We start from the raw sequence: 22,985 nt of genomic DNA, 5'->3' as shown, positions 1-22,985 counted from the left end.
CTTTAAGCCGTAAGCAATAAGCTTTAAGCCTTTAATAAAAGCCTAAAGCCTACAGCGTATAGCCTACAGCCTAAAACAAAACATATGAAATTAGCCGAAATATCCATAAAACGTCCGTCGTTAGTAATTGTATTGTTTACAATTCTGACTCTTGGTGGATTGTTCAGCTACAGCCAATTGGGCTACGAGCTGATCCCAAAATTTGAACAAAACGTTATTACGATTTCTACAGTTTATCCAGGAGCTTCTCCAAGTGAGGTAGAAAATACAGTGACCAAAAAAATTGAAGATGCGATTGCGTCCTTAGAGAATGTAAAAAAGATTGACTCTAAGTCTTATGAGAGTTTGTCTATTGTTTCGATAACATTAACATCAAATGCAAAAGTCGATTTTTCTTTAAATGATGCACAGCGTAAAATTAATGCTATTATCAGTGATTTGCCAGATGATGCTGATCCGCCGTCATTAACTAAATTCTCGTTGAGTGATTTACCAATTATGACACTTGGTGCCAACGGAAAAATGGATGAAGCTGAGTTTTATGACTTAATTGATAAAAAAATTGCACCAATTTTGTCTCGTGTACAGGGTGTGGCGCAGGTAAATATTATTGGTGGTTCTGAGCGTGAAATTCAGGTAAATCTTGATGCTGTAAAGATGCAAGGTTACGGACTTTCGATTCCTCAGGTACAACAAAACATATTGACTTCAAATCTGGATTTCCCAACAGGAAACATTCAGACTCGTAACCAGAAAATATTAATTCGTTTAGCGGGTAAATATAAAAGTGTTGAAGAATTAAGAAACTTAGTAGTTTCTTCTCAAAACGGAATTCAGGTTCGTTTAAGTGATATTGCCGATGTTCAGGATACTCAAAAAATCGCGGAAAAAATATCACGTGTAGATCAAAAAAGTGCCATTGTTTTACAAATTGTTAAACAATCTGATGCGAATGCGGTTGCAGTAAGTGAGCACTTATTAAAAACAATTGCAGTTCTTGAAAATGATTATAAAGCAAATCAGTTAAAACTTGAAGTTGCAAAAGATAGTACAATCTTTACTCTTGAAGCGGCAGATTCTGTTGTTCACGATTTATTGATTGCGGTAATTCTGGTTGCATTTGTAATGTTGTTCTTCTTGCACAGTATTAGAAACTCGTTGATCGTAATGGTATCTATTCCTGCATCGTTGATTGCAACTTTCATCGGAATTTATTTAATGGGGTATACATTAAACTTAATGAGTTTATTAGGATTATCTCTTGTTGTTGGTATCCTTGTGGATGATGCAATTGTGGTATTGGAGAATATTTACAGGCACATGGAAATGGGTAAGAGCCGAATTCGTGCATCTTATGACGGAACAGCTGAAATTGGAGGAACAGTAACCTCTATTACATTGGTAATTGTGGTGGTATTCTTGCCAATCGCGATGAGTTCAGGATTGGTATCTAATATTATTACGCAGTTTTGTGTTACGGTAATTATCTCAACGATGTTATCACTTTTGGCTTCGTTTACTATTATTCCATGGTTATCTTCTCGTTTCGGGAAATTAGAGCATATTGAAGGAAAGAATTTATTTGGAAGAATCATTCTTGGTTTTGAAAACTACTTAACACGTTTCACGGATTGGGTTTCTCATTTATTGACTTGGTGTTTAGATCATTATGTTAAAACTTTTATTGTTGTAATTGTATTGTTCTTTGCTTCAACTGTTGGATTAATGGGTGGAGGTTTCATTGGAGGAGAGTTCTTTGCTTCATCTGATAGTGGAGAGTTTTTAGTTCAGATCGAAATGCCAAAAGATGCTTCGTTAGAACAAACGAACTTCATGACTCAAAAAGCTGAGGCTTTCTTAAAAGCTCAAGAATATGTTCACAGTCAAATTACAACTGTAGGGCAAACTTCTGAAGGTTTTGGAGCATCGCAAGCTACAGCATACAAAGCAGAGATCGACGTAAAAATGATCGAACAAAAAGATCGTACAGATGATGCAAATGTTTATGCAGCAAAAATCAAACGTAAGTTAGAAAAAGTATTAGTTGGAGCAAAAGTTAAAACAGTTCCGGTTGGTATCTTGGGTACTGCCGAAGATGCAACTTTAGGATTAATTGTAACAGGTCCTTCAACAGAAGCTGCAATGGCATTTGCTAAATTGGCTGAAGCTGAATTACGTACAATTCCCGGAACAACAGAGATTAAATTAACAGTTGAAGACGGAAACCCTGAAATCAACGTAAAAGTAGATCGTGATAAAATGGCTGCTTTAGGATTAACACTTCAAACAGTTGGTTTAACTATGCAAACTGCTTTTAGTGGAAATACAGACGGTAAATACAGAGCTGGAGAATATGAATATGATATCAACATTAGATACAATGCTTTTGACAGAAAAAGTATTACTGACGTTAGTAATTTGATTTTCATAAACTCGGCAGGACAACAAATTAAGCTGTCTCAATTTGCTGATATTACAGAAGGTTCAGGACCTAGCCAGTTAGAGCGTAGAGATAAATCTGCGTCCGTAACTGTAAAAGGACAAAACGTTGGGGTGCCGTCAGGAACAATTGTTCAGCAATGGCAGGCGAAATTGGATAAACTGAAAAAACCAACCGGAGTAAATTACATCTGGGGTGGTGACCAAGAGAACCAATCTGAAGGTTTTGGTACTTTAGGAATCGCATTATTAGCTGCTATTATCCTGGTTTATCTTGTAATGGTGAGTTTGTATGACAGTTTCGCGCATCCATTCGTAGTATTGTTCGCAATTCCGCTTTCGTTTATCGGTGCGATGTTAGCATTGGCATTAACAAACAACTCATTGAATATCTTTACCATTTTAGGTATCATCATGTTGATTGGTCTGGTGTGTAAGAATGCGATCATGCTTGTCGATTATACCAATCAAAGAAGAGCAGCCGGAGAATCTATCAGAACGGCATTAATTCAGGCAAACCACGCTCGTTTACGTCCGATCTTGATGACAACAATCGCGATGGTATTTGGTATGTTCCCAATTGCATTAGCAAAAGGAGCTGGAGCTGAATGGAAAAACGGATTGGCATGGGTAATTATTGGAGGTTTGATTTCTTCTTTATTCCTAACCTTGATTGTGGTTCCTGTAATTTACAATATCATGGAGAAATTAATTCAGAAATTCTCTAAAGGAGAAAAAATCGACTACGAAGCTGAAATGCATGCAGATTATGTGCATACAGAATTAAGCGAAGACGGTTTTAATCCAAAACATACGCATTAATTGATTTAATTTTTGATTTGAAAATCCCAGATTCCTTATATTGGAATTTGGGATTTTTTTATTGATTTTTCATAATAGGGAATAAAAATTATCGCACGCAGATTTAGCAGATTTTAGCAGATCAAATTAGAAGAAATCTGCGTTTACCTGCTTAAATTTTTATTAAATCTGCGTGAAAAACTATAGACAGTTTTCATTATTGTTAAACGAAAAATCTGTTTATTTGTATCACCTTACTAAAAAGTACTATGCTACAAAAAGATAAATCTGCTGCAATTGGTTTCATTTTTATAACCATGTTAATAGACATTACCGGATGGGGAATTATTATCCCTGTAATTCCAAAATTAATCGAAGAATTGATTCACGGTGATATTAGTGAAGCCGCAAAAATTGGTGGCTGGCTAACTTTTGCATATGCGATAACTCAATTTGTATTTGCACCTGTTATTGGAAATCTGAGTGATAAATTTGGAAGAAGACCAATTATCTTAATTTCTCTTTTTGGATTCTCATTAGATTATCTCTTATTGGCTTTTTCACCAACAATTCTTTGGTTGTTTATTGGTAGAATTATAGCAGGAGTTACCGGAGCCAGTATTACAACTGCTTCTGCTTATATTGCAGATGTTAGTACTGCAGAAAACAGAGCAAAGAATTTTGGTTTGGTTGGAGCCGCTTTCGGATTAGGATTTATTATAGGACCTGTTATTGGCGGTTTATTGGGGCAATACGGTTCAAGAGTTCCTTTTTATGCAGCAGCAGTATTGTGCATGGTAAATTTCCTGTACGGATTTTTCATTTTGCCGGAATCGCTTAAAAAAGAAAACCGCAGACCTTTTGACTGGAGGCGTGCCAATCCGGTCGGAGCAATTTTAGGTTTAAAAAAACATCAGGAATTAATTGGATTAATCTCAGCTATATTCCTTTTATATGTTGGTTCGCATGCCGTACAAAGTAACTGGAGTTTCTTCACCATTTATCAATTTAACTGGGATGAACGAATGATCGGAATCTCATTAGGAATTATTGGATTATTAGTTGGAGTTGTTCAAGGAGGATTAGTTCGATATATCAATCCAAAAATTGGAAATGAGAAAAGTATTTATATTGGTTTAGCTTTATATACCATCGGAATGTTATTATTTGCCTTTGCAAGCGAAAGCTGGATGATGTTTGTGTTTTTAATTCCATATTGCCTTGGCGGAATCGCCGGTCCTGCATTACAATCTGTAGTAGCCAGTAAAGTATCACCAAGTGAACAAGGAGAAATTCAGGGAACTCTAACAAGTTTAATGAGTGCATCTTCTATAATTGGACCGCCAATGATGGCTAATACCTTTTATTTTTTTACCCACAGTGATGCACCTTTTAAATTTGCCGGAGCACCATTTATTTTAGGTGGTTTTTTAATGTTACTGAGTACGGTAGTTGCTTATTTTTCATTGAAAAAACATTCAGTTCCAAAAACAGAAATTATTCAGCAGGAATAATATACAAAAAACCTTCATTTTGAAGTTTTTTGTTTGGAATTTGGAATTTGGAATTTGGAATTTGGAATTTGGAATTTTTCTATTTTAAATACAAATAATGGTTGAAATAATCAATTATCGCTTTTCCCTGCAATAGAACATCAGCACCAATAATGCCATGTACCGGTTTTGCTTTAAATGATTTCAAAGCTTCATTTACGTGAGAAAGATCAAAAATAACAATGCTGAAATCTTTATTTTTCCAACTGCCTAGTTGTAATTTATTTTCAGATGAAATTTGCGTTGCCATTCCGGTACCGCCGGCTCCCGAGGCTTTAGTTTTTGATTTTTTTGCTGCCAGTTCAAAACGCTCAATACTTTCAAAACCAATGCAGGTATTTGAAGCACCTGTATCTAAAATAAAATTTCCGGATATGCCGTTGATTTTGGCTTTAATTTGAAGGTGTTGCGTTTTGGTAACCTTAAATTTTATTTTTTTGTATTTCTCTTTTTTGAGAACGGCATGAAGATTTTCCATTTTAAATACTGATTGAATATCAAAAATAAGCCAATTACAAACAAAAAGCTAACGATATAATAGATATAATTTTCTGATTTTTTCTCCATAAAAAACAGATAAAAAAAAGAGCATTGTAAATCTTATATAGGTCTGATTTAGTAAATGTTAAGGTATATTTGAAATTATTTAATATTCTTTTTTAACTTTATAAGATTAAAAGTTTTTTTATGGATAAAATTAAGACACATCGAGACCAAAAGTATATTGATGGAATCGCTTCAAATGATTCAGAAATTATAGAATCAATTTATCAGAAGTCTGTGCCCAAAGTCGTTTTTTTTGTTCTCAATAATTCCGGTGATAAAGAACAAGCTAAAGGAATAGTAGAGGAAGTTCTACTCTTACTTTTTAATCAGGCAAAATCAAAGGGATTAAATCTGAAATGTCCATTTGATACTTACTTTCTTTTATTATGCAAAAGAAAATGGCTCAAGGAGTTTAAAAAAATATCTAATGACGGTGTGACCATTCACGAAGATGTGACCTCTATAAATGAATCGGCGTTGGAATTAATTGCGCAGACCGAAGATTTTGAACTTCAGGGACAAAATACATCTGGTTTTGAGCAAGAAAGAGAAGAGTTTAAAGAAAACCTGGAACAGATTTCAGAAAATCACTTTAACAAGAAACCAAAAGCCACTGGTTTAAAACCCTGGTATTTTGCTGTTGCAGGATCAATTATAATTTTGTTCGGATTGTTCTTTTTTAATTACAATCAGAACCCGGTTTTTGAGGATTACAATAATCCCGAACAAGCTGCTTTTGCTGAAAGAGGAAGCGAAGGCGGCCCTTTAAAACAAGCCGAAACAGAATTTAATAGTAAAAGATATTCGCTGGCAATTCCGCATTTCGAAGCAATTCTGCAAAAAACAAAAACACCCGAAATACAATATTTCTATGCCATTTCTCTTTTGGAACAAAGTCAGTTTCTAAAAGCAGAGGCAGTTTTTAATGAATTAAAATCAGGAAATTCAGCCTATAAAGAAAAAGCAATCTGGTATTTGGCATTATCCAAATTAAAACAAAGAGACTACGAATCCTGCAAAAAGTTATTGCAAACCATTTCTCAGGATTACCAGGATTATGATGAAGTTCAGGATCTTTTGGATGCCTTAGGGTAAGTTGTTTCTAGTGAATTTGCAATCAAAATAGTAAAAATTGACTTTTTATAAGTCGCTTTACGTGAACCCGTAATCGAATTTAGATTTTTAGTTCTAAATTCGATTTTTATTTTATACCAATAACAAGCCAAAAACGATTTATTATTCTTAACCAATTTGTTAAATGCAAAAAGCTATTTTACTTTTTCTTATTCTATTCTATCAAGCCCTTTTTGGTACTACAAAAATTACCGAAACCGAAAAACTTGCTGCGACCTGCAAAGTTTGGGGCTTCTTAAAATATTATCATCCTGTTGTTGCTGGTGGGAAAGTAAATTGGGATGAACAGCTTTTTAAAGTATTACCAAAAGTGGAAAATGCTTCAACAAAAGAAGAATATTCATTAGTAATAGAAAAATGGATAGAGGAACTGGGAGAAGTTCCGGTAAATAAGCTTGTCAGTAATGATTCAAAAAAGGATTATTTTAATAAAAATCTAAATTTAGAGTGGACACAAAAAGAAAAGATATTTTCTAAAAACCTTTCAAATAAATTGAAATTTATTACTGAAAATAGATTTCAAGGTTCAAATTATTATGTAAACCGAGATGGCGAAGGTGTTAAGCTTCAGTTTGTGAATGAACCGGAATATGCTGAATTTAAATGGACAGATAAGAATTTACGACTTTTAGGATTGTTCCGTTTCTGGAATTATGTTGAATATTTTTTTCCGTATAAATATGTAATGGATCAAAATTGGGATGATGCACTAGTTGAAATTCTGCCTCAAATTTCGAATTCAAAGTCTGAAAAAGAATTTTTAATGGCAATGCGAGTAATCTCTATAAAACTTAATGATTCGCATGCCGCGACGATTAATACAGCTATGTTTAAGTATTTAGGAGGTGAGAAATATCCAGCTTTCACTGCCAGATTAGTAGATGACAAATCTGTAATTGTAAGTTTAGCCAATGATTCATTGGCCAAGATTGACGATTTAAAAATTGGTGACATTATTACTAAACTTGACGGAGTTAGCATAAAAGAGAAAGTACAAGATTTCTCCAGATACATGCAGGGATCTAACAAGGCTGCAGCGGCAGCTAATGCTAGTTTTGTAATGTTTACAGGAAATGATGATGAATTTGAGATTGAGTTTATGCGAGATAATGTTATCTCAACAAAAAAGATACATCGTTATCTGAATGAAAAAATTAAAAGGACGCCGCCAAAAAGTACTGCAAAATGGGAGATTTTGGGAAATAATATTGGTATGGTAAGAATGAGTAAAGTGCCAAAAGAAGATATTGCGGGCATGATGGAAGAATTAAAAAACACAAAATCTATCATTTTTGATGTTAGAGCAAGACCGATTTCTACAGACTTTTTAGTAAGTGACTACTTAAATTCAGAACCTAAACCAATCCTGAGATTACTTTATCAGGATTTAAGTTATCCCGGCCGCTATTATTTTAATGATGAAATGCAGGAATGCGGAAAAATCAATGCAGATTATTATAAAGGGAAAGTAATTGTTTTAGTAGGTCCCGGGACACATAGTTTTGGGGAGCAAACAGTAATGAGTCTTCAAACAGCCCCAAATGCAACTGTTATTGGTATGCAAACTTCAGGAGCAGACGGATCAAATTATTTTTTTACAATTATCAAGGGGTTTGATTCCAGTTTTACTTCTTCAGGTGTTTTTTATCCAAATAAAAAAGAAACTCAGAGAATAGGAATCGTTCCAAATATTGAAGTAAAATTAACTGTAAAAGGAGTTCAGGAAGGAAAAGATGAGATTTTAGAAAGAGCTTTGCTGTTTGCAGAAACAGGGAAATAAATAAAGTATGTCATCTGAGCGAAGTCGAAGACATTATCAGCAAGAAAAAAAGAATCGGGGGACTTTTTTTAGCTGGACTTCGGCTTCGCTCAGTACGACAAAAACAGAAAAATCCGTTTTTCATCCGCGTTTTCGCGAAGTGAATCTGTAAAATCCGTGTGCCAATAAACCCGCAATTGCTATTCTTTTAATATTGTCGTAATTTTGACAACTATAAAACAGAAACAATTGAATTTAATACCAATTATTACCGATACACACACCCATTTATATTCTGAAGAGTTTGATCAGGATCGTGACGAAATGATTCAACGCGCTATAGATGCCGGAATCACACGTTTTTTTATTCCTGCAATCGATGCGGCAGCAACCCAGTCTATGTACGATTTAGAGAAAAACTATCCGGATAATATATTTCTGATGATGGGTTTACATCCCACTTACGTGAAAGACAATTATCTGGAAGAACTTGCACATGTGGAAACCGAATTGTCAAAGCGAAAATTCTATGCTGTTGGTGAAATCGGAATCGATTTGTATTGGGATAAAACACATCTAAAAGAGCAGCAAATTGCCTTTAAGAGACAAATTCAGTTGGCAAAACAATACAAATTGCCCATTGTAATTCACTGCCGTGAAGCATTTGATGAGATCTTCGAAGTGCTTGAAGAAGAAAAATCTGAAGATTTATTTGGGATTTTTCATTGTTTTTCCGGAACTTTAGATCAGGCATTACAAGCCATTTCTTATAATATGAAATTAGGAATTGGTGGTGTTGTTACATTTAAGAATGGAAAAATTGATCAGTTTTTAAATCAAATCGATTTAAAACACATCGTTCTCGAGACAGACTCGCCCTATTTAGCGCCAATTCCTTACAGAGGAAAACGAAATGAAAGCAGTTATTTGGTCAATGTTATTGCCAAGTTAAGCGATATTTATGATGTTTCTATAGAAGAAGTTGCAACAATTACAACTCAAAACTCAAAAGACGTTTTTGGGATTTAACCAAGACCTTACAAAACTTTAATTTTTTTTTTGTTCTTTTGCCCACTTAAACCCAAATAAATAATGCAGAGATTTGATGCCATTCGACCGTTTTATGATTCCGAAATAAATGAAGCACTTCATGGTGTTGTTAATCATCCGATGATGAAAGCCATGATGAATTTTACTTTTCCGGAAGTAGAAGACGAGGTTTGGAAGGATCAGCTTAAGAAAACACATTCGATTCGTGATTTTCAGTGTAACTTTATTTACAATACTATTCAGAAAGTCCTTGAAAGAAGTTCTGAGGGTTTAACAACTTCTGGTTTTGAAAAACTGGAGCCAAACACTTCTTATTTATTTGTATCCAATCACAGAGATATTCTTTTAGACACTACTTTGCTAAATGTTTGTTTGTTTGAGCATGGTTTAGTTATGACAGCATCAGCAATTGGAGATAATCTGGTTAAAAAAGCCTTCTTGTCGACATTAGCAAAACTAAATAGAAACTTTTTGGTTTTAAGAGGATTAACACCTCGTGAAATGTTGCAAAGTTCTAAATTACTTTCTGAATATATAGGTCAATTATTGCTTCGCGAAAATCGTTCGGTTTGGATTGCCCAGAGAGAAGGAAGAACAAAAGACGGAAATGACGAAACCAATCCAGGCGTTTTAAAAATGATCGGAATGGGTTCTGATGAACCTAATTTGATGGATTATTTTAAGAAATTAAAAATCGTTCCGGTTTCTATTTCTTACGAATATGATCCTACAGATGTTCTGAAAATGCCGCAATTAATGGCAGAAGCAAATAACGAAGTTTATATCAAAGAAAAAAACGAAGATTTCATGACCATTTTAAGTGGTGTCATGGGAACTAAGAAAAGAATACATATTTCAGTTGGAGACGTTCTGGATACAGAAATCGATCAGATCGTAGCCGAAAATGATAACGTAAACAAACAAGTTCAGGCTTTAGCACAAGCTATTGATGATTCGGTTTTAAAGAATTACCAATTGTGGCCAACTAATTTTATTGCTTACGATATCTTAAACAACACAGATAAATTTGCTCACAAATACAAAGAGAGCGAAAAATCACTTTTTGAGCGCCGTTTAGAAATGCGCATCGGAAGTGATAATCCAGTAACAAGACAAGGATTTTTAGCAATGTATGCCAATCCGGTTGTGAATAAATTGAAATATCAGGATGTCATCTAAAGCTAAAATACTTTTAATATATACCGGTGGAACCATTGGTATGAGCAAAGATTTTGAAACAGGAGCACTTAAAGCGTTCAATTTTGGAAAATTACTCCAAAAAATTCCTGAAATCAAACAATTAGATTGCGAGATTGAAACTGTTTCATTTGATGAACCTATAGATTCATCAAACATGAATCCTGCAGAGTGGACAAAAATTGCAGAAATTATCGAAGAAAATTACGTTTCTTATGATGGATTTGTGGTACTTCATGGTTCAGATACCATGTCGTATTCGGCTTCGGCATTGAGTTTTATGCTGGAAAATTTAGCCAAACCGGTAGTATTTACAGGTTCTCAGTTACCAATTGGAGATTTACGTACCGATGCTAAAGAAAATTTAATTACAGCGATACAAATTGCTTCACTTCAGGAAAACGGGAAACCGGTTATCAATGAAGTGTGTTTGTATTTTGAATATAAATTATACCGTGGCAACCGAACGTCAAAAGTAAATGCAGAACATTTTAGAGCTTTTACAGCACCAAATTATCCTGAATTGGTAGAATCCGGAGTGCATTTAAAACTAAATTCGCATTTATTTCTTCCTGTAAAAGAAGGTGTAGAATTAATAGTTCACAAGAACTTAGACAATCACGTTGCGATTATCAAAATGTTTCCCGGAATGAGCGAAATTGTTTTGGCTTCAATTCTGTCTATTAAAGATTTAAAAGGAATTATTTTAGAAACCTACGGATCTGGAAATGCACCAACCGAAGATTGGTTTTTAAATTTAATCGAAAAAGCAATTCAATCCGGAATGCATATCGTAAACGTAACCCAATGTTCAGGCGGAAGTGTGAACATGGGACAATATGAAACCAGTACGGCTCTGAAATCTTTGGGAGTTATTTCCGGAAAAGATATTACTACAGAAGCTGCAATTACAAAACTAATGTATTTGCTGGGACATAATATTCCGCAAAACGAATTCAAAGATGTTTTTGAAACAGCTTTGCGCGGGGAAATCTCACTTTAAATAAAAAATTCCAATTTTTTAAATTCCAAAAAGTTTACATAACAAACCCGACAGGTTTTAAAAACCTGTCGGGTTTACTACATCTGCAAAGTTTGTCATTTCGAACGAGACTCGAAATCACAAGATTGTCGATAATTGAATTGGAATTTGGAATTTAAAAAATTGGAATTTCCTCTTTAATATTTGGAATTTTTATAAGTCACCGGACAAGTCTCTAATTCTTCTGAAGATTTATGTTTTTTATAATAAACATACACAATCACAGAAAGAATACAAATTATTCCCTGTATGGCAACCGTATTTCTGGTTCCGATAATATGAGAAACATATCCAATAATTAAGCTTCCCACAGGAATCATTCCCTGATAAGCCATTAAATAGTAACTAATACTTCTTGAACGCATATTTACAGAACTTTGAGTCTGAACAAAAATATTTATTGATGAGGTTTGAGCCATCATTCCTACACCGCTCAAAGCCATACAAATAAGGGCTATAGTTAAACTGTTTGAATAAGCAAGTATGATAATGCTAAAACCTAATAATAAGCTCGCAGCAATCATAATTTTGTTCATATTGTCGGCTTTTTTAAGATTTGCCAGATAGATAGCCGATAGAATTGAACCAATTCCGGCAGCACTTTCAAACCAGCTGAAAGTCTGTGCATTTCCGCTAAAAATATCTTTTGCAAAAACAGGCATCAAAGTGTTAAATGAGATCACAAATAAACTGCTGCACATTAACATTAAAAGCATTCTTGCCATTTCGGTTTCTTTTTTAACATAATCTAAACCTTCAAGAAAATCATCAAGCATTTTAAATTTATCTTCAGATTTGATATGTGGCGTGATTTTCATCATGAAAAGCGAAATCAAAACAGGAATATAACTCAAAAAGTTTCCTATAAAACAGATGTCTTCTCCATAATTGTGCAAAATAATTCCGGCTAGGGCCGGACCGGCAATTCTGGCAAAATTATTCAGAGTAGAATTTAGTGCTACTGCATTGGGCAAATCTTCTTTATCATTAACAATATCAATCATCATGGTTTGTCTGCAAGTCATATCAAAAGAATTTATAATTCCCTGAAAAAGACTTAATGCAAGAATAAAATTGATGTTGTAAATTTTTAGATAAAGCAGCAAAGCCAAAGCTCCGGCCTGAAGCATTGCCAGAGATTGCAATAAAATCATGGCTTTGTGTCGGTCATATCGTCCAATAATACTTCCGGCTAAAGGAGCCAGAAACAAAGATGGAATCATACTTAAAAAAGTGGCTAAACCCAATAAAAATACAGAACCGGTAATACTGTAAACCATCCAGCTTACAGCAGTTTTCTGCAACCAGGTTCCGATAACAGAAACAGATTGCCCATAGAAGAATAACTTGAAGTTTTTTGATTTTAATGCCTTAAACATGATCCTAATTATTTAATACAAAGGTCGGGATTATGATTTCATTAGAAAAATTAATAATTTTACTGATAATAAGTATAAAAACTTATCAATATGGAAATCTATCAATTAGAATATTTTATTAAAACGGCTGAGGTTTTGCATTTTACTAAAGCGGCAGAATTGTGTTTTGTCACACAATCCGGGCTTTCGCAACAAATTAAAAAATTGGAGGAAGAACTCGGATTGCCTTTGTTTAAAAGAATTGGTAAAAAAGTACAGCTTACAGAAGCGGGTTCGGTTTTTTTGATTCATGCTAAAAAAGTGGTAGAAAATGTAGAAAACGGAAAACAGGCAATCGAAGATTTAAACGAAATGATTGGTGGAGAGCTGCGAATAGGTGTTACTTATATTTTTGGTTTATTGATTTTGCCAATTGTCAATACATTTGCTAAAGAATACCAGCACTTAAAAATTGTTGTTGAATACGGAACCACAGAAGTTTTAGAACAAAAGCTTATAAATAATCAGTTAGATGTTGTTTTGGTTATCTCATCGCATGAAATTGAAATGCCAATTCAGAAAGTTCCTTTGTTTACTTCGCACATGGTTTTGGCAGTTTCCAGAACACATGCTTTGGCAGATTTAGATAAAATAGCTTTTAAGAAAATAGAAGAAATCCCTTTGATTTTGCCGGGAAAAGGGTCAAATTCAAGAGAGTTTGTAGAAGAATTATTTCAGAAGTTTAACATGAAACCTAAAATTTCAATAGAGCTGCATTCGATACATGCCTTATTACAAATGGTAGAAAACAGCGATTGGGCAACCATAGTAGCCGAAAAAGCATTAAAAGGCTGGGATACTCTTAAATCTATTCAGATTACAGGAGTTGCAACGAGAAGAGAATCTTTTATGTTAACCATGGGAGGGTATCAAAAGAAGGCTGTAAAACTGTTTATGGAAGAATTCAGAAAAAGTATCTAAAGGATTATTGGATTTTACTTTTGTAAGTCACTTTTTTTTGTGTTATTTGCAAACCTAAATAGAGAGGTGTCCGAGTGGTTTAAGGAGCTAGCCTGGAAAGCTAGTATATGGGTAACTGTATCGAGGGTTCGAATCCCTTCCTCTCTGCAAAATTTTAGTTTAAATAATACCAAACCTCGAAATCTGTATTTCGAGGTTTTTTTATTAACTTTCTATAGTTATTAGATTTGATTTTGTAAAAAAAGAATGGCAAAAGGAAAAAGTATAAATGTTGCGGGAAACCAAATTACTATTTTATCAAAAGATGGTAAGAATGAATATATTTCCTTAACTGATATGGCGCGTAGCCAATTGCAAGAAGTTGTAATTATAAAATGGCTAAGTCTTAAAAGTACAATAGAATATCTTGGAGAATGGGAAGCATTGTACAATCCAGATTTTAATTATACCGAATTCGGTATAATTAAAAATGAAGCAGGCAGTAATAATTTTGTGCTTTCGGTAAAGCAGTGGATTGAGAATACTGGCGCAATTGGGCTTACTGCAACTGCGGGGCGATATGGCGGGACTTATGGACACAAAGACATAGCCTTTCATTTTGGAATGTGGATTAGTCCTAAGTTTCAATTGTTGTTAGTGAAAGAATTTCAAAGACTTAAAGAAGAAGAAAATGAAAGACTGAACCTAACATGGAATTTACAGCGAACTTTGGCAAAAGTAAATTATAAAATACATACTGATGCTATAAAAGAGAATTTGATCCCTCAATTGCTTACTAAGGAAAAAATAAATTTTATATATGCAGATGAGGCAGATTTACTAAATGTCGCCCTATTTGGAAAAACAGCAAAGCAATGGCGTATCGAGAATCAAAATGCAACAGGAAATATAAGAGATGAAGCAACAATAGAGCAACTGGTTGTACTTAGCAATATCGAAAGTATTAATGCCGTGTTAATAAACAAAGGGATTGCCCAAAGCCAACGTTTAGAACAATTGAACGCTATTGCTATAACACAAATAAAATCATTATTAGGTAATATAAACCTTGAAAAGCTTAAATCATGACCGTAAAAAAATATAATTTCATTTTTTGAAGTTGCAGGATTTTCGTAACAAAAAAGAGACTTTGATCTCTTTTTTTTGTGTCTGATTTTCTGGCTTCAGGGGTTGTTTTTTGTAGAAACAATTCTACAGGAAAGTGGTTAATATGCTACAAAATACTAGTATTGTCTGAGGTATCTTTGTAAAGTGAGATATAGAAAGAAGTTAGGTGTTGAAATAAAAATAGGCAGATATACAAGTTTTTAATTCCATTGGTTTTTTTTATAGGGGTTTAATTAAAACGAGACAACAATGACAAAGAAAAAAATACTTTTATGTGGGAACCAAAAAAGCTTTTCAAGATTTTTAAAATATAAATTTCAGGATGTTTTAAATATTGACCTTTGTAGAGATTTTAAAGAAGCAAATGTTCAGTCGAATGTTTATCAGGCAATAGTAATTGTTGCATATACAGAAGAAGAATTTCTTGATTTTTTAAAGATTTATGAAAGAAAAATTCCTTTTGCTATTTGTTGTTTCAACAAACCAGCATCTGATACTTTAAAGAATGATAAAAATGTTTTTTTTATTGACACATCAAAGGTTAAGTCGCAAATAATAAGTCAGTTGAGTGTTTATTTTGAAAAAAACGTATTCGGCTCTCAAAATCTTATTACGGATTAAAAACACACTTTTTTTATTAATCATAGATTGGCACTTCAATATATTTATATAAACAAAAAAGAGACCTTTTAAAGATCTCTTTACTAGAATTATATTTTATAAAAGACTTTTACTTCTCCTTCAACAATTTCTCCAAATATTCATTTTTATCCTTTTCAGCCTGTACTAAACGCTCATAAAGCTCAACAACTTTATCTAGAGGATTAAAAGTACAATCATTATAATGCTTGTTAAAAGCTGCATTATCATAAATATTATTAAAGTAATTAATTACAGCTTCTTCCGAAAAGTTTTTAATGGCTTCAACAGTCATTCCAAGAGCCTTTGCTACTTCTTTTAGTTTTTCTTCGTCTATGGTTTCGCTGTTTTCCATAGCAGAAACAGTCTGTTGACTCATTCCTAAAGCTTGTGCCAAAGCTTCTTGTTTCATGTCTTTAAGTTCACGAATACGGCTTATTTTTCGCCCTATGTGATATGGTTTTGTTGTTGCGCTCATAAATCAAAGATATTTAAAATTTTTAGAGAAAAATAGATTTTAGTAAAAAACAGGCTTGTTTTGTAAGATACGGCTTTCATTATTGATACCGAAATTCCAATAACAAAATTAAAGCTTAATTTCAAACAAACTAAAAGAACCTTCCTTATAATGTTCCGGTAATTCTGGTGTCCATTCAATCACGCTGATTCCTTTATAATCGAAACCACAACTCGTGTAGTAGTTGTTTATTCTTTCGTTACCGCTGTGTGTATCAAGTCTTATATAAGATTTACCGTTTTCATGTGCATATATTTTTACCCATTCGATAATTTTCCTGACATACGATTGTCCTCTAAACTTTGGATTTGTAGCGATACGATGTAAATATACAGCGGGATCTGCTGCAGCTTCTTTCCAGATAATTTCATCATTAAAAGTAAGTACAAAAGTACAGGCAACTTCATCTTCTTCTTTGATTATAAAATGACGATTTTCGGCAATTTCTTTTTCTATTAATGCTCTTTCAAAACCTCTCCAGCTTTTATTGTTTACTGTTTTTTGATAAGATGTGGCCTCGTTATAAATATCGAAAACAGCATCAATGTCCTGAGTTGTAGTTTTAAAAAAATCCATGATTGGGCTTTATTCTGTAGATTAATGAATCTTCAAAGGTAAATCTTTCAATAGCTTTAGAGAGTCAAAAATGTTTAATTTATGCTTTTTTTATCAGAGTTTAACCAAACAACATTTTGCTCAGATTTGTGATTTTGACCAATAATATCGCTGTACAATTCTGGTCTTCTAGCTTTTATATAACGATTTCCTCCTGCCTGAATACATTTTTCCGGGGTAAGTACTGCCGTTGCAAAAGAATCATCAAAAGTTCTACATTCTGCCAGAATATCTCCAAAAGGATCAATAATCATAGAACAGCCGTTTTTTAACTGATCATCGTCCATGCCAATCGGGTTTGAGAAAACAGCATAAATGGCATTATCATAAGCCCTTGCCGGAAGCCATTTCATTAACCAGTCGCGGCCTTTCATTCCGTCAAATTCTAATCGTAACGAAGTTGGGTCGGCTTCGCGGTTTTCCCAAAGCTGCGGTGCTACAAAACCAGCGCCAGGTCGGGTAGAAGGCGTGCACATGGTTACGTGAGGCATAAAGATAATATCGGCTCCTAGAAGTTTTGTCGCACGAACATTTTCTATAATATTATTGTCGTAACAAATAAGAATGCCACATTTCCAGCCCTCAATTTCAAAAATACAATAACGATCTCCGGGCGTTAAGTACGGATTTATAAACGGATGTAATTTTCGGTATTTGGCTACTAAACCATTTTTGTCTACACAAACATAAGCTTTGAAGAGATTGTTGTTATCGTCTTTTTCAAAGAGTCCTGCTAATATTACAATGTTGTTGTTTTTGGCAATTTCGATCAATTTTAAAATGCTTTCTCCACTCGGAATCAGTTCTGCCAAGTCTAACATTTGTTCTTTTGATAAATTCCTTGCAAAGGTATATCCGGTTATAGAACATTCGTGAAACGAAATCACATCGCAACCTTCGGCAGCTGCTTTTTGAGAAAGATTTTCGATTACAGATAAATTATAGTTTTTGTCGCCGCTTTTGTTTTCAAACTGAGCTGTGGCTATTTTTAGATTTTTCATTTTGTGTGCTATTAATTTTAGTCAAAAATAGCAACAGCAACATTTTATAAATTGTATAAAACCGACATTTTAGAATGACAAAGGAGGAAATCTTTTGATAAGATTGTTAGTTAACTTTCCGCTGTTGTAAATGTATTCGGTTGGAGTTATTCCGGTATGCTTTCTAAATTCTTTTATTAAGTGCGACTGGTCAGAAAATCCGGCATCATAACAAATGGTGGTTAGATTGGTATCGTCAGATCTGCCTTTTAATAATTTTAGAAAATGATGTAGTCTTACAACGTTTCCAAATTTCTTAGGATTTAATCCCACACATTCTTTGAATTTTCTTTCCAGATGTCTTTCGGTATAACCTGTGTATTCTACTAATTGTTTTATAGAGAAATGCCCTTTGTTACTAATGATAAAGTTTAAAGAATGATCTATTATAAACTGATTTGAAGCTGTTTTTTTTGAGATTAATGACCTGAAAAAACAATTAAGCAGTTCAACACGAATTTGATTATTTTGTTCGAATAACCTCTCCTGAAGCATCGTAATTTTTTCGTCAAATATATCCTCAACAGGAATAATAGAATCGTGAAACTCACTGGCAGGAATTCCTAATAATTGGTTTATTCCGCTGGGTTGAAAAACGACAATAATAAGGGTAATTTCGTTCTCTGAATAAAGATCTTTAAAGCCGTTAAGCTGTCCATATAAAAAGGAAGCGGGCAGATATTCTTTTATTTCATATTTATTAATTCCAGAAATGAGTTTGCTTTTTATAGAAAATACAAGACCGGTATTACCATCAGAAAAGAGGCGAAATTTTTGTAAAGCAGTTTCTGTATTATCTAAAAACAGATAATGTTTAATATAAGGTAATAATTCTTTTGAAGGTGAAACTTGCATAAAGAGATTTGTTGCTAATCTAAAAAGAGATATTCAAATTTAAAAAAATTAATCTTGTAAAGCTACTTTTACTATTGGCAACATACGTTCAACAAACATTCTGTAAGCAGTTTCAGAAGGATGAAGACCGTCTGATGCGACTAAACTTGAATTGTTTAGGCCTTGCCTTGTAATATCTGTGATCGAAATAAAAGTAACGTTTTTAGAGGAGCAGTAACTTTCTGCAAAAGAGTTGTAGTTATTTATTTCATTTGATATTTTCATTCGGTTTGCATCACTGTAATTTGAGGCAAATGGAGTATAAGTATAGTCGGGAATCGAAAGTACAATTACATTTTTGCTTTCACCTTTTGCCAGAGCAATTGCTTTGTTTAATAGCTGTGGAAACTCTTTTTTGTATACAGAAAAGTCCAAATGTTGGTATTGATTATTAACCCCAATTAAAAGTGTGACCAAATCATAATTTGATTCCGGATTTTGGGTATTGATTGCCGAAATTAAATCGGAGGTTGTCCAGCCTGTTGTTGCAATTATTTTTAAAGAAAAATCTGTTTCAGGATAAAATCCTTTCAATTTGGTTTTGAGTTGTTCCGGAAATCGGCAAGTTTCGCAAACACTTTGACCAATAGTATAACTATCGCCCAAAGCGAGATAGTTTATAGATTTAGCAATAGGAATTGTTGGAGTCTCAACTGTAGGAGGAATAGAAGTCTCTGAATTAGAGTCGTCTGTACTGCAGCTCAGTAAAAAGACAGAGAGAATTAACGTAACGATTTGTTTGAAATGCGGTTTCATAATCTGAAGAAATTAAGTTTGGTGTCATTTTAAATAAATAGTTACGTTAAATAGTTTGTTATGGTTTTCCGGCTTCGTTGTAAACATTCCTTTCCATTGTGATGTTTAATCTTTCAAACATTTCGGCAATATCAAACCCTTCTTTTTTATAGTTGGCCTGAACTATTTCTTTTGCTTTTTTTAAAACAGTTTCGTTTTCCCAAACTGCAATAGTCATATAAATTAAATTTCCTTTGTCATCTGTACGTTCGTAAGCGTCATCTTTTACAAATCCGTTTAGTTGTTTTATGATATTTCTGTTAATGCTTACTCTTTTTAGAAATTCTTGTTTTGATTTTTCGGGTACGATAAATTTATCAATAAAGATTTGTTTCATGCTTTCTGATTTTTGGGTTTCTGTTTGTAAATTAGTACTTGTTGTCTGCGCACTAGCTTTGTAACTAAACAATGTCAGGCAGACGATTCCGATTAAAAAATTTGTTTTCATATTTCTCCATTTTTGTTGAAGTAAAATTGAGAATTGTAGAAACTAATTCATTGTAAAAAATCATTGATTTACCAAAAAGAAGGAAAGCTGAAAAACTCCGTTGGAGTTTGTCCTGTAAATAATTTAAAATCTTTATTAAAATGGGGCTGGTCAAAATAACCTGCATCAATTGCCAGATCGATGAGGTTTTTATTATGCTGTTTTTGATCGATAATTGCTTTTATTCTAACAACATTGCAGAATTGTTTTGGCGATGATCCTATTGTTTTTCTGAATCTCTTTTCGAAAGCATCCTGACTGATAAAAAGAGCGTCAGCAAGTTCTTTTATTTTGACAATTCCTTTTTTGGACTGAATGATTGAGATAGCAGCCGAAATTAATTTATCGGGTTTGTAAGAGTACAATTTTGATAATAGAAATTGTTCTATAATGGCAATTTTTTGATCGTTTGTTTTTGCCTCGGCTAAAAGTTCTTCTATCAGGTTTATTTTTTGCTGCGGAATAAAATTATCAAGTGAAACACTTTCTTCAAACAACTCATGAAGAGGTTCTTTAAAAAATGCTGTTGCTCCGGCTTCTTTAAACAAAACAACTATAGTAGTTGTATTTTTAGAATAATGAATTAAACGTACTGATTTACGAATTCCTGAAATTGTTGAAACGGGTAATTTATCGTGGTGATTCTCTTTAATAAAATTGACTTCTCCTTTGCATCTAAAAGCGATCGAGAGGGAAGTGCCAGGCAAAACGCGGTTAACCAATTCGTCCTGACTTTCGATAATTCTGTAAGTCTTTATAAAAGGTGTTAATGGTTCTGTTGGACTGAAATCTGCAATTTTCATTTTGTATCTGGTTTACAATCAATGAATATCAAAGATACGGAAAAGAATTTTTGTTTGTTTTTAAAATAAAAAACGAGGTAAAAAATACCTCGTTATCATTTTTAGACCATTTCTGCTTTTAAAAGAATTTCTTCTTCAATGGCATTCCAGAGTCCAATACGTTTTTCTAATGCAAGAATCGAAACTTCTTCTACTTCTTTCCATTTTTGCGCATCATCTTCACATAAATCGGTAATCATTCGCATTGCCATTGGGCCGTGCTCATCTGCGTCTAATTCGATATGTCTTTCAAAATAATAAAGCAATTTTTTTAAATCGACGTCCGGCAGGTTTTTTTGAAAGTTTTTAAGAATTTCAGTAAACATACTCGGAATCAGGTCTTCTCTTCCAAAAGTAAATGCAGCGGCAATCTGATGCGGTTTTCCTTCTTCAATAACTCTGAAAGTGAAATCCAGAAAAGCTTTTATTTCAGGGTGCAATGAGCTTTGTTTTATGGCAACAAAAATATTATGAAGAGAATTTACTTCGTTTAGGAATTTATCAATTTCTGTTGTATTGGCGCCACAATCCTGCATGGCTTCAAGATACATTTCATAATGACTTTGTCTTCTTCCGTCAATACTTAAATCGGTTTCTTCGGCAAGAACAATTTCATTAATTAAATATCTGGTTTCAGGGTTTTTAGTTGCAAACCATGGTGTTGTTGTGCAGGTAAGTTTAGCTTGTAATGCTTTTAATAGTGACATAAAATCCCAAACTGCAAAAACGTGATTTTCTACAAAGCTATGTAAATCGTCAATAGTTTGGATTTTGTTGTATAATGAATGTTTTAAAAGTTGCTCTTTTTGAGGTTGAATGCTATTGTGTATAGTTTCAATATTCATGAAATGGAAATTTTTGTGCAAAGATAAAAAGCTTCTCGTTTAGAAGAAGCTTTTTAGATTGATTTTGTATATATTTTAATAGTTATTTATGATTTAAAAGCTGGAATTCCAGTTACATCCATTCCTGTGATTAACAAATGGATATCATGAGTTCCTTCGTAAGTAATTACACTTTCCAGATTCATCATATGACGCATAATCGAATATTCGCCTGTAATTCCCATTCCGCCCAACATTTGTCTTGCTTCACGTGCAATATGTATGGCCATATCAACATTATTACGTTTTGCCATCGAAATCTGAGCTGTTGTTGCTCTTCCTTCGTTTCTTAATACGCCCAAGCGCCAGGTTAATAATTGTGCTTTTGTGATTTCGGTAATCATTTCGGCCAATTTTTTTTGTTGCAATTGTGTGCCTCCAATTGGTTTTCCAAACTGGATTCTCTCTTTTGCATATCTTAAAGCAGTATCATAACAGTCCATTGCAGCTCCAATTGCTCCCCAGGCTATGCCATATCTGGCAGAATCTAAGCATCCCAGCGGCGCTCCTAATCCTGATTTATTTGGTAACAGGTTCTCTTTGGGAACTTTTACATTGTCGAAAATTAATTCTCCGGTTGCAGATGCACGAAGAGACCATTTGTTATGCGTTTCCGGAGTTGTAAAACCTTCCATGCCACGTTCAACAATTAAACCATGAATTCTGCCGTCCTCATTTTTTGCCCAAACTACTGCAATATCAGCAAAAGGGGCATTAGAGATCCACATTTTTGCACCATTTAAAAGATAATGATCTCCCATATCTTTAAAATTGGTAATCATACTTCCGGGATCAGACCCATGATCAGGTTCTGTTAAACCAAAACAACCTATAAATTCGCCAGTTGCAAGTTTTGGTAAATATTTCATGCGTTGTTCTTCGTTTCCATATTTCCAGATAGGATACATTACCAAAGAAGATTGCACAGATGAGGTTGATCTTACACCAGAATCACCACGCTCAATTTCCTGCATGATTAGACCATATGAAATTTGATCTAAACCGGCACCACCATATTCAACAGGGATATAAGGTCCGAATCCACCAATTTCTCCCAGACCTTTTATGATCTGTTTTGGGAATTCTGCTTTTTGAGCGTATTCTTCAATAATAGGAGAAACTTCTCTTTTTACCCATGCACGTGCAGACTCGCGAACCAATTTGTGCTCATCTGTTAATAAATCGTCAAGGTTGTAATAATCTGGAGATTGAAATAAGTCTGGTTTCATTTTGTATAAGATTTTTCAAAACAAATTTACGTAATATAAATATAACAAAACAATTCAAAATTGTTATATTATTTTA

Annotated in this window: 21 protein-coding genes and 1 tRNA gene; 11 read left to right on the top strand and 11 right to left on the bottom strand. The window is 33.6% G+C overall.

Going from position 1 to position 22,985, the window contains the following annotated elements:
* The first annotated feature begins 84 nt into the window (after positions 1 to 84).
* Both OLM51_RS01515 and OLM51_RS01510 read left to right on the top strand, forming a co-directional pair.
* Positions 85 to 3,261 carry an efflux RND transporter permease subunit gene (locus OLM51_RS01515; RefSeq protein ID WP_264552665.1) on the top strand — a complete coding sequence of 1,059 codons (3,177 nt, stop codon included), beginning with the start codon at positions 85 to 87 and terminating at the stop codon, positions 3,259 to 3,261.
* Between the two features lie 248 nt (positions 3,262 to 3,509).
* Positions 3,510 to 4,754 carry a TCR/Tet family MFS transporter gene (locus OLM51_RS01510; protein ID WP_264552664.1) on the top strand — a complete coding sequence of 415 codons (1,245 nt, stop codon included), beginning with the start codon at positions 3,510 to 3,512 and terminating at the stop codon, positions 4,752 to 4,754.
* Between the two features lie 79 nt (positions 4,755 to 4,833).
* On the opposite strand, the gene OLM51_RS01505 is transcribed toward OLM51_RS01510, so the two are convergent.
* The gene (locus tag OLM51_RS01505; protein ID WP_264552663.1) at positions 4,834 to 5,271 is read right to left on the bottom strand and encodes a retropepsin-like aspartic protease; all 438 of its coding nucleotides are present in this window, start codon (positions 5,269 to 5,271) and stop codon (positions 4,834 to 4,836) included.
* 209 nt (positions 5,272 to 5,480) lie between these two features.
* Between OLM51_RS01505 and OLM51_RS01500 the strand changes: the two genes are divergently transcribed.
* From OLM51_RS01500 to OLM51_RS01480, 5 genes are all read left to right on the top strand, one after another.
* Complete coding sequence (locus tag OLM51_RS01500) at positions 5,481 to 6,434, top strand: tetratricopeptide repeat protein (RefSeq protein ID WP_264552662.1); 954 nt, start codon at positions 5,481 to 5,483, stop codon at positions 6,432 to 6,434.
* A gap of 163 nt (positions 6,435 to 6,597) precedes the next feature.
* Positions 6,598 to 8,253 (top strand): S41 family peptidase, encoded by a 1,656-nt coding sequence (locus tag OLM51_RS01495; RefSeq protein ID WP_264552661.1) that lies wholly within the window; start codon positions 6,598 to 6,600, stop codon positions 8,251 to 8,253.
* Between the two features lie 228 nt (positions 8,254 to 8,481).
* Entirely contained in the window at positions 8,482 to 9,261 is a 780-nt protein-coding gene (locus OLM51_RS01490) for a TatD family hydrolase (RefSeq protein WP_264552660.1), read from the top strand.
* A 63-nt stretch (positions 9,262 to 9,324) separates the two neighbouring features.
* Positions 9,325 to 10,461, top strand: coding sequence for a 1-acyl-sn-glycerol-3-phosphate acyltransferase (locus tag OLM51_RS01485; RefSeq protein ID WP_264552659.1), 1,137 nt, complete (start codon positions 9,325 to 9,327; stop codon positions 10,459 to 10,461).
* Positions 10,451 to 11,482 carry an asparaginase gene (locus OLM51_RS01480; RefSeq protein ID WP_264552658.1) on the top strand — a complete coding sequence of 344 codons (1,032 nt, stop codon included), beginning with the start codon at positions 10,451 to 10,453 and terminating at the stop codon, positions 11,480 to 11,482. The genes OLM51_RS01485 and OLM51_RS01480 overlap by 11 nt, the downstream gene beginning before the upstream one ends.
* A 176-nt stretch (positions 11,483 to 11,658) precedes the next feature.
* Here the strand turns inward: OLM51_RS01480 and OLM51_RS01475 are convergent, their stop codons facing one another.
* Positions 11,659 to 12,900 carry an MFS transporter gene (locus tag OLM51_RS01475; protein ID WP_264552657.1) on the bottom strand — a complete coding sequence of 414 codons (1,242 nt, stop codon included), beginning with the start codon at positions 12,898 to 12,900 and terminating at the stop codon, positions 11,659 to 11,661.
* Positions 12,901 to 12,990: 90 nt separating this feature from the next.
* On the opposite strand from OLM51_RS01475, the gene OLM51_RS01470 reads away from it, so the two are divergent.
* The 4 genes from OLM51_RS01470 to OLM51_RS01455 all read left to right on the top strand — a co-directional run bounded on the left by OLM51_RS01470 (position 12,991) and on the right by OLM51_RS01455 (position 15,588).
* Positions 12,991 to 13,860 (top strand): LysR substrate-binding domain-containing protein, encoded by an 870-nt coding sequence (locus tag OLM51_RS01470; RefSeq protein WP_264552656.1) that lies wholly within the window; start codon positions 12,991 to 12,993, stop codon positions 13,858 to 13,860.
* A 60-nt stretch (positions 13,861 to 13,920) separates the two neighbouring features.
* A tRNA-Ser gene (locus tag OLM51_RS01465) sits at positions 13,921 to 14,007 on the top strand.
* Between the two features lie 99 nt (positions 14,008 to 14,106).
* A complete protein-coding gene (locus OLM51_RS01460) occupies positions 14,107 to 14,928 on the top strand; it encodes a KilA-N domain-containing protein (RefSeq protein WP_264552655.1) in 822 nt (273 codons plus the stop codon).
* A 288-nt stretch (positions 14,929 to 15,216) separates the two neighbouring features.
* Positions 15,217 to 15,588, top strand: a complete 372-nt coding sequence (locus OLM51_RS01455) for a hypothetical protein (protein WP_264552654.1) — start codon at positions 15,217 to 15,219, stop codon at positions 15,586 to 15,588.
* A gap of 109 nt (positions 15,589 to 15,697) precedes the next feature.
* On the opposite strand, the gene OLM51_RS01450 is transcribed toward OLM51_RS01455, so the two are convergent.
* From OLM51_RS01450 to OLM51_RS01410, 9 genes are all read right to left on the bottom strand, one after another.
* The gene (locus OLM51_RS01450) at positions 15,698 to 16,084 is read right to left on the bottom strand and encodes a helix-turn-helix domain-containing protein (RefSeq protein ID WP_264552653.1); all 387 of its coding nucleotides are present in this window, start codon (positions 16,082 to 16,084) and stop codon (positions 15,698 to 15,700) included.
* 108 nt (positions 16,085 to 16,192) lie between these two features.
* A complete protein-coding gene (locus OLM51_RS01445) occupies positions 16,193 to 16,699 on the bottom strand; it encodes a GNAT family N-acetyltransferase (RefSeq protein ID WP_264552652.1) in 507 nt (168 codons plus the stop codon).
* A 74-nt stretch (positions 16,700 to 16,773) separates the two neighbouring features.
* Complete coding sequence (locus tag OLM51_RS01440; RefSeq protein ID WP_264552651.1) at positions 16,774 to 17,739, bottom strand: nitrilase family protein; 966 nt, start codon at positions 17,737 to 17,739, stop codon at positions 16,774 to 16,776.
* Positions 17,740 to 17,808: 69 nt separating this feature from the next.
* The gene (locus tag OLM51_RS01435) at positions 17,809 to 18,633 is read right to left on the bottom strand and encodes a helix-turn-helix domain-containing protein (RefSeq protein WP_264552650.1); all 825 of its coding nucleotides are present in this window, start codon (positions 18,631 to 18,633) and stop codon (positions 17,809 to 17,811) included.
* A gap of 48 nt (positions 18,634 to 18,681) precedes the next feature.
* A complete protein-coding gene (locus OLM51_RS01430) occupies positions 18,682 to 19,428 on the bottom strand; it encodes an SGNH/GDSL hydrolase family protein (protein ID WP_264552649.1) in 747 nt (248 codons plus the stop codon).
* A 58-nt stretch (positions 19,429 to 19,486) separates the two neighbouring features.
* A complete protein-coding gene (locus OLM51_RS01425) occupies positions 19,487 to 19,915 on the bottom strand; it encodes a hypothetical protein (RefSeq protein WP_264552648.1) in 429 nt (142 codons plus the stop codon).
* 68 nt (positions 19,916 to 19,983) lie between these two features.
* Complete coding sequence (locus tag OLM51_RS01420) at positions 19,984 to 20,757, bottom strand: helix-turn-helix transcriptional regulator (RefSeq protein WP_264552647.1); 774 nt, start codon at positions 20,755 to 20,757, stop codon at positions 19,984 to 19,986.
* A gap of 101 nt (positions 20,758 to 20,858) precedes the next feature.
* Positions 20,859 to 21,641: a DUF3050 domain-containing protein gene (locus OLM51_RS01415; protein WP_264552646.1), complete on the bottom strand. Its 783-nt coding sequence runs from the start codon at positions 21,639 to 21,641 to the stop codon at positions 20,859 to 20,861.
* An 86-nt stretch (positions 21,642 to 21,727) separates the two neighbouring features.
* The gene (locus tag OLM51_RS01410) at positions 21,728 to 22,909 is read right to left on the bottom strand and encodes an acyl-CoA dehydrogenase family protein (RefSeq protein WP_264552645.1); all 1,182 of its coding nucleotides are present in this window, start codon (positions 22,907 to 22,909) and stop codon (positions 21,728 to 21,730) included.
* Between the last annotated feature and the right edge of the window lie 76 nt (positions 22,910 to 22,985).

It is taken from the genome of Flavobacterium sp. N2038 (genome assembly GCF_025947185.1).
GTDB lineage: Bacteria > Bacteroidota > Bacteroidia > Flavobacteriales > Flavobacteriaceae > Flavobacterium.
The sequence above is the reverse complement of the archived record's forward strand: the minus strand, read 5'-3'. Positions and strand labels throughout refer to the sequence as shown.

Excerpts from the sequence above, each read along its gene's own strand:
- OLM51_RS01505 (WP_264552663.1), bottom strand. The coding sequence starts at position 5,271 with ATGGAAAATCTTCATGCCGTTCTCAAAAAAGAGAAATACAAAAAAATA.
- OLM51_RS01485 (WP_264552659.1), top strand. The coding sequence starts at position 9,325 with ATGCAGAGATTTGATGCCATTCGACCGTTTTATGATTCCGAAATAAAT.
- OLM51_RS01500 (WP_264552662.1), top strand. The coding sequence starts at position 5,481 with ATGGATAAAATTAAGACACATCGAGACCAAAAGTATATTGATGGAATC.
- OLM51_RS01455 (WP_264552654.1), top strand. The coding sequence starts at position 15,217 with ATGACAAAGAAAAAAATACTTTTATGTGGGAACCAAAAAAGCTTTTCA.
- OLM51_RS01460 (WP_264552655.1), top strand. The coding sequence starts at position 14,107 with ATGGCAAAAGGAAAAAGTATAAATGTTGCGGGAAACCAAATTACTATT.
- OLM51_RS01495 (WP_264552661.1), top strand. The coding sequence starts at position 6,598 with ATGCAAAAAGCTATTTTACTTTTTCTTATTCTATTCTATCAAGCCCTT.
- OLM51_RS01515 (WP_264552665.1), top strand. The coding sequence starts at position 85 with ATGAAATTAGCCGAAATATCCATAAAACGTCCGTCGTTAGTAATTGTA.
- OLM51_RS01445 (WP_264552652.1), bottom strand. The coding sequence starts at position 16,699 with ATGGATTTTTTTAAAACTACAACTCAGGACATTGATGCTGTTTTCGAT.
- OLM51_RS01480 (WP_264552658.1), top strand. The coding sequence starts at position 10,451 with ATGTCATCTAAAGCTAAAATACTTTTAATATATACCGGTGGAACCATT.
- OLM51_RS01510 (WP_264552664.1), top strand. The coding sequence starts at position 3,510 with ATGCTACAAAAAGATAAATCTGCTGCAATTGGTTTCATTTTTATAACC.
- OLM51_RS01420 (WP_264552647.1), bottom strand. The coding sequence starts at position 20,757 with ATGAAAATTGCAGATTTCAGTCCAACAGAACCATTAACACCTTTTATA.
- OLM51_RS01440 (WP_264552651.1), bottom strand. The coding sequence starts at position 17,739 with ATGAAAAATCTAAAAATAGCCACAGCTCAGTTTGAAAACAAAAGCGGC.
- OLM51_RS01450 (WP_264552653.1), bottom strand. The coding sequence starts at position 16,084 with ATGAGCGCAACAACAAAACCATATCACATAGGGCGAAAAATAAGCCGT.
- OLM51_RS01475 (WP_264552657.1), bottom strand. The coding sequence starts at position 12,900 with ATGTTTAAGGCATTAAAATCAAAAAACTTCAAGTTATTCTTCTATGGG.
- OLM51_RS01435 (WP_264552650.1), bottom strand. The coding sequence starts at position 18,633 with ATGCAAGTTTCACCTTCAAAAGAATTATTACCTTATATTAAACATTAT.
- OLM51_RS01415 (WP_264552646.1), bottom strand. The coding sequence starts at position 21,641 with ATGAATATTGAAACTATACACAATAGCATTCAACCTCAAAAAGAGCAA.
- OLM51_RS01470 (WP_264552656.1), top strand. The coding sequence starts at position 12,991 with ATGGAAATCTATCAATTAGAATATTTTATTAAAACGGCTGAGGTTTTG.
- OLM51_RS01410 (WP_264552645.1), bottom strand. The coding sequence starts at position 22,909 with ATGAAACCAGACTTATTTCAATCTCCAGATTATTACAACCTTGACGAT.
- OLM51_RS01425 (WP_264552648.1), bottom strand. The coding sequence starts at position 19,915 with ATGAAAACAAATTTTTTAATCGGAATCGTCTGCCTGACATTGTTTAGT.
- OLM51_RS01430 (WP_264552649.1), bottom strand. The coding sequence starts at position 19,428 with ATGAAACCGCATTTCAAACAAATCGTTACGTTAATTCTCTCTGTCTTT.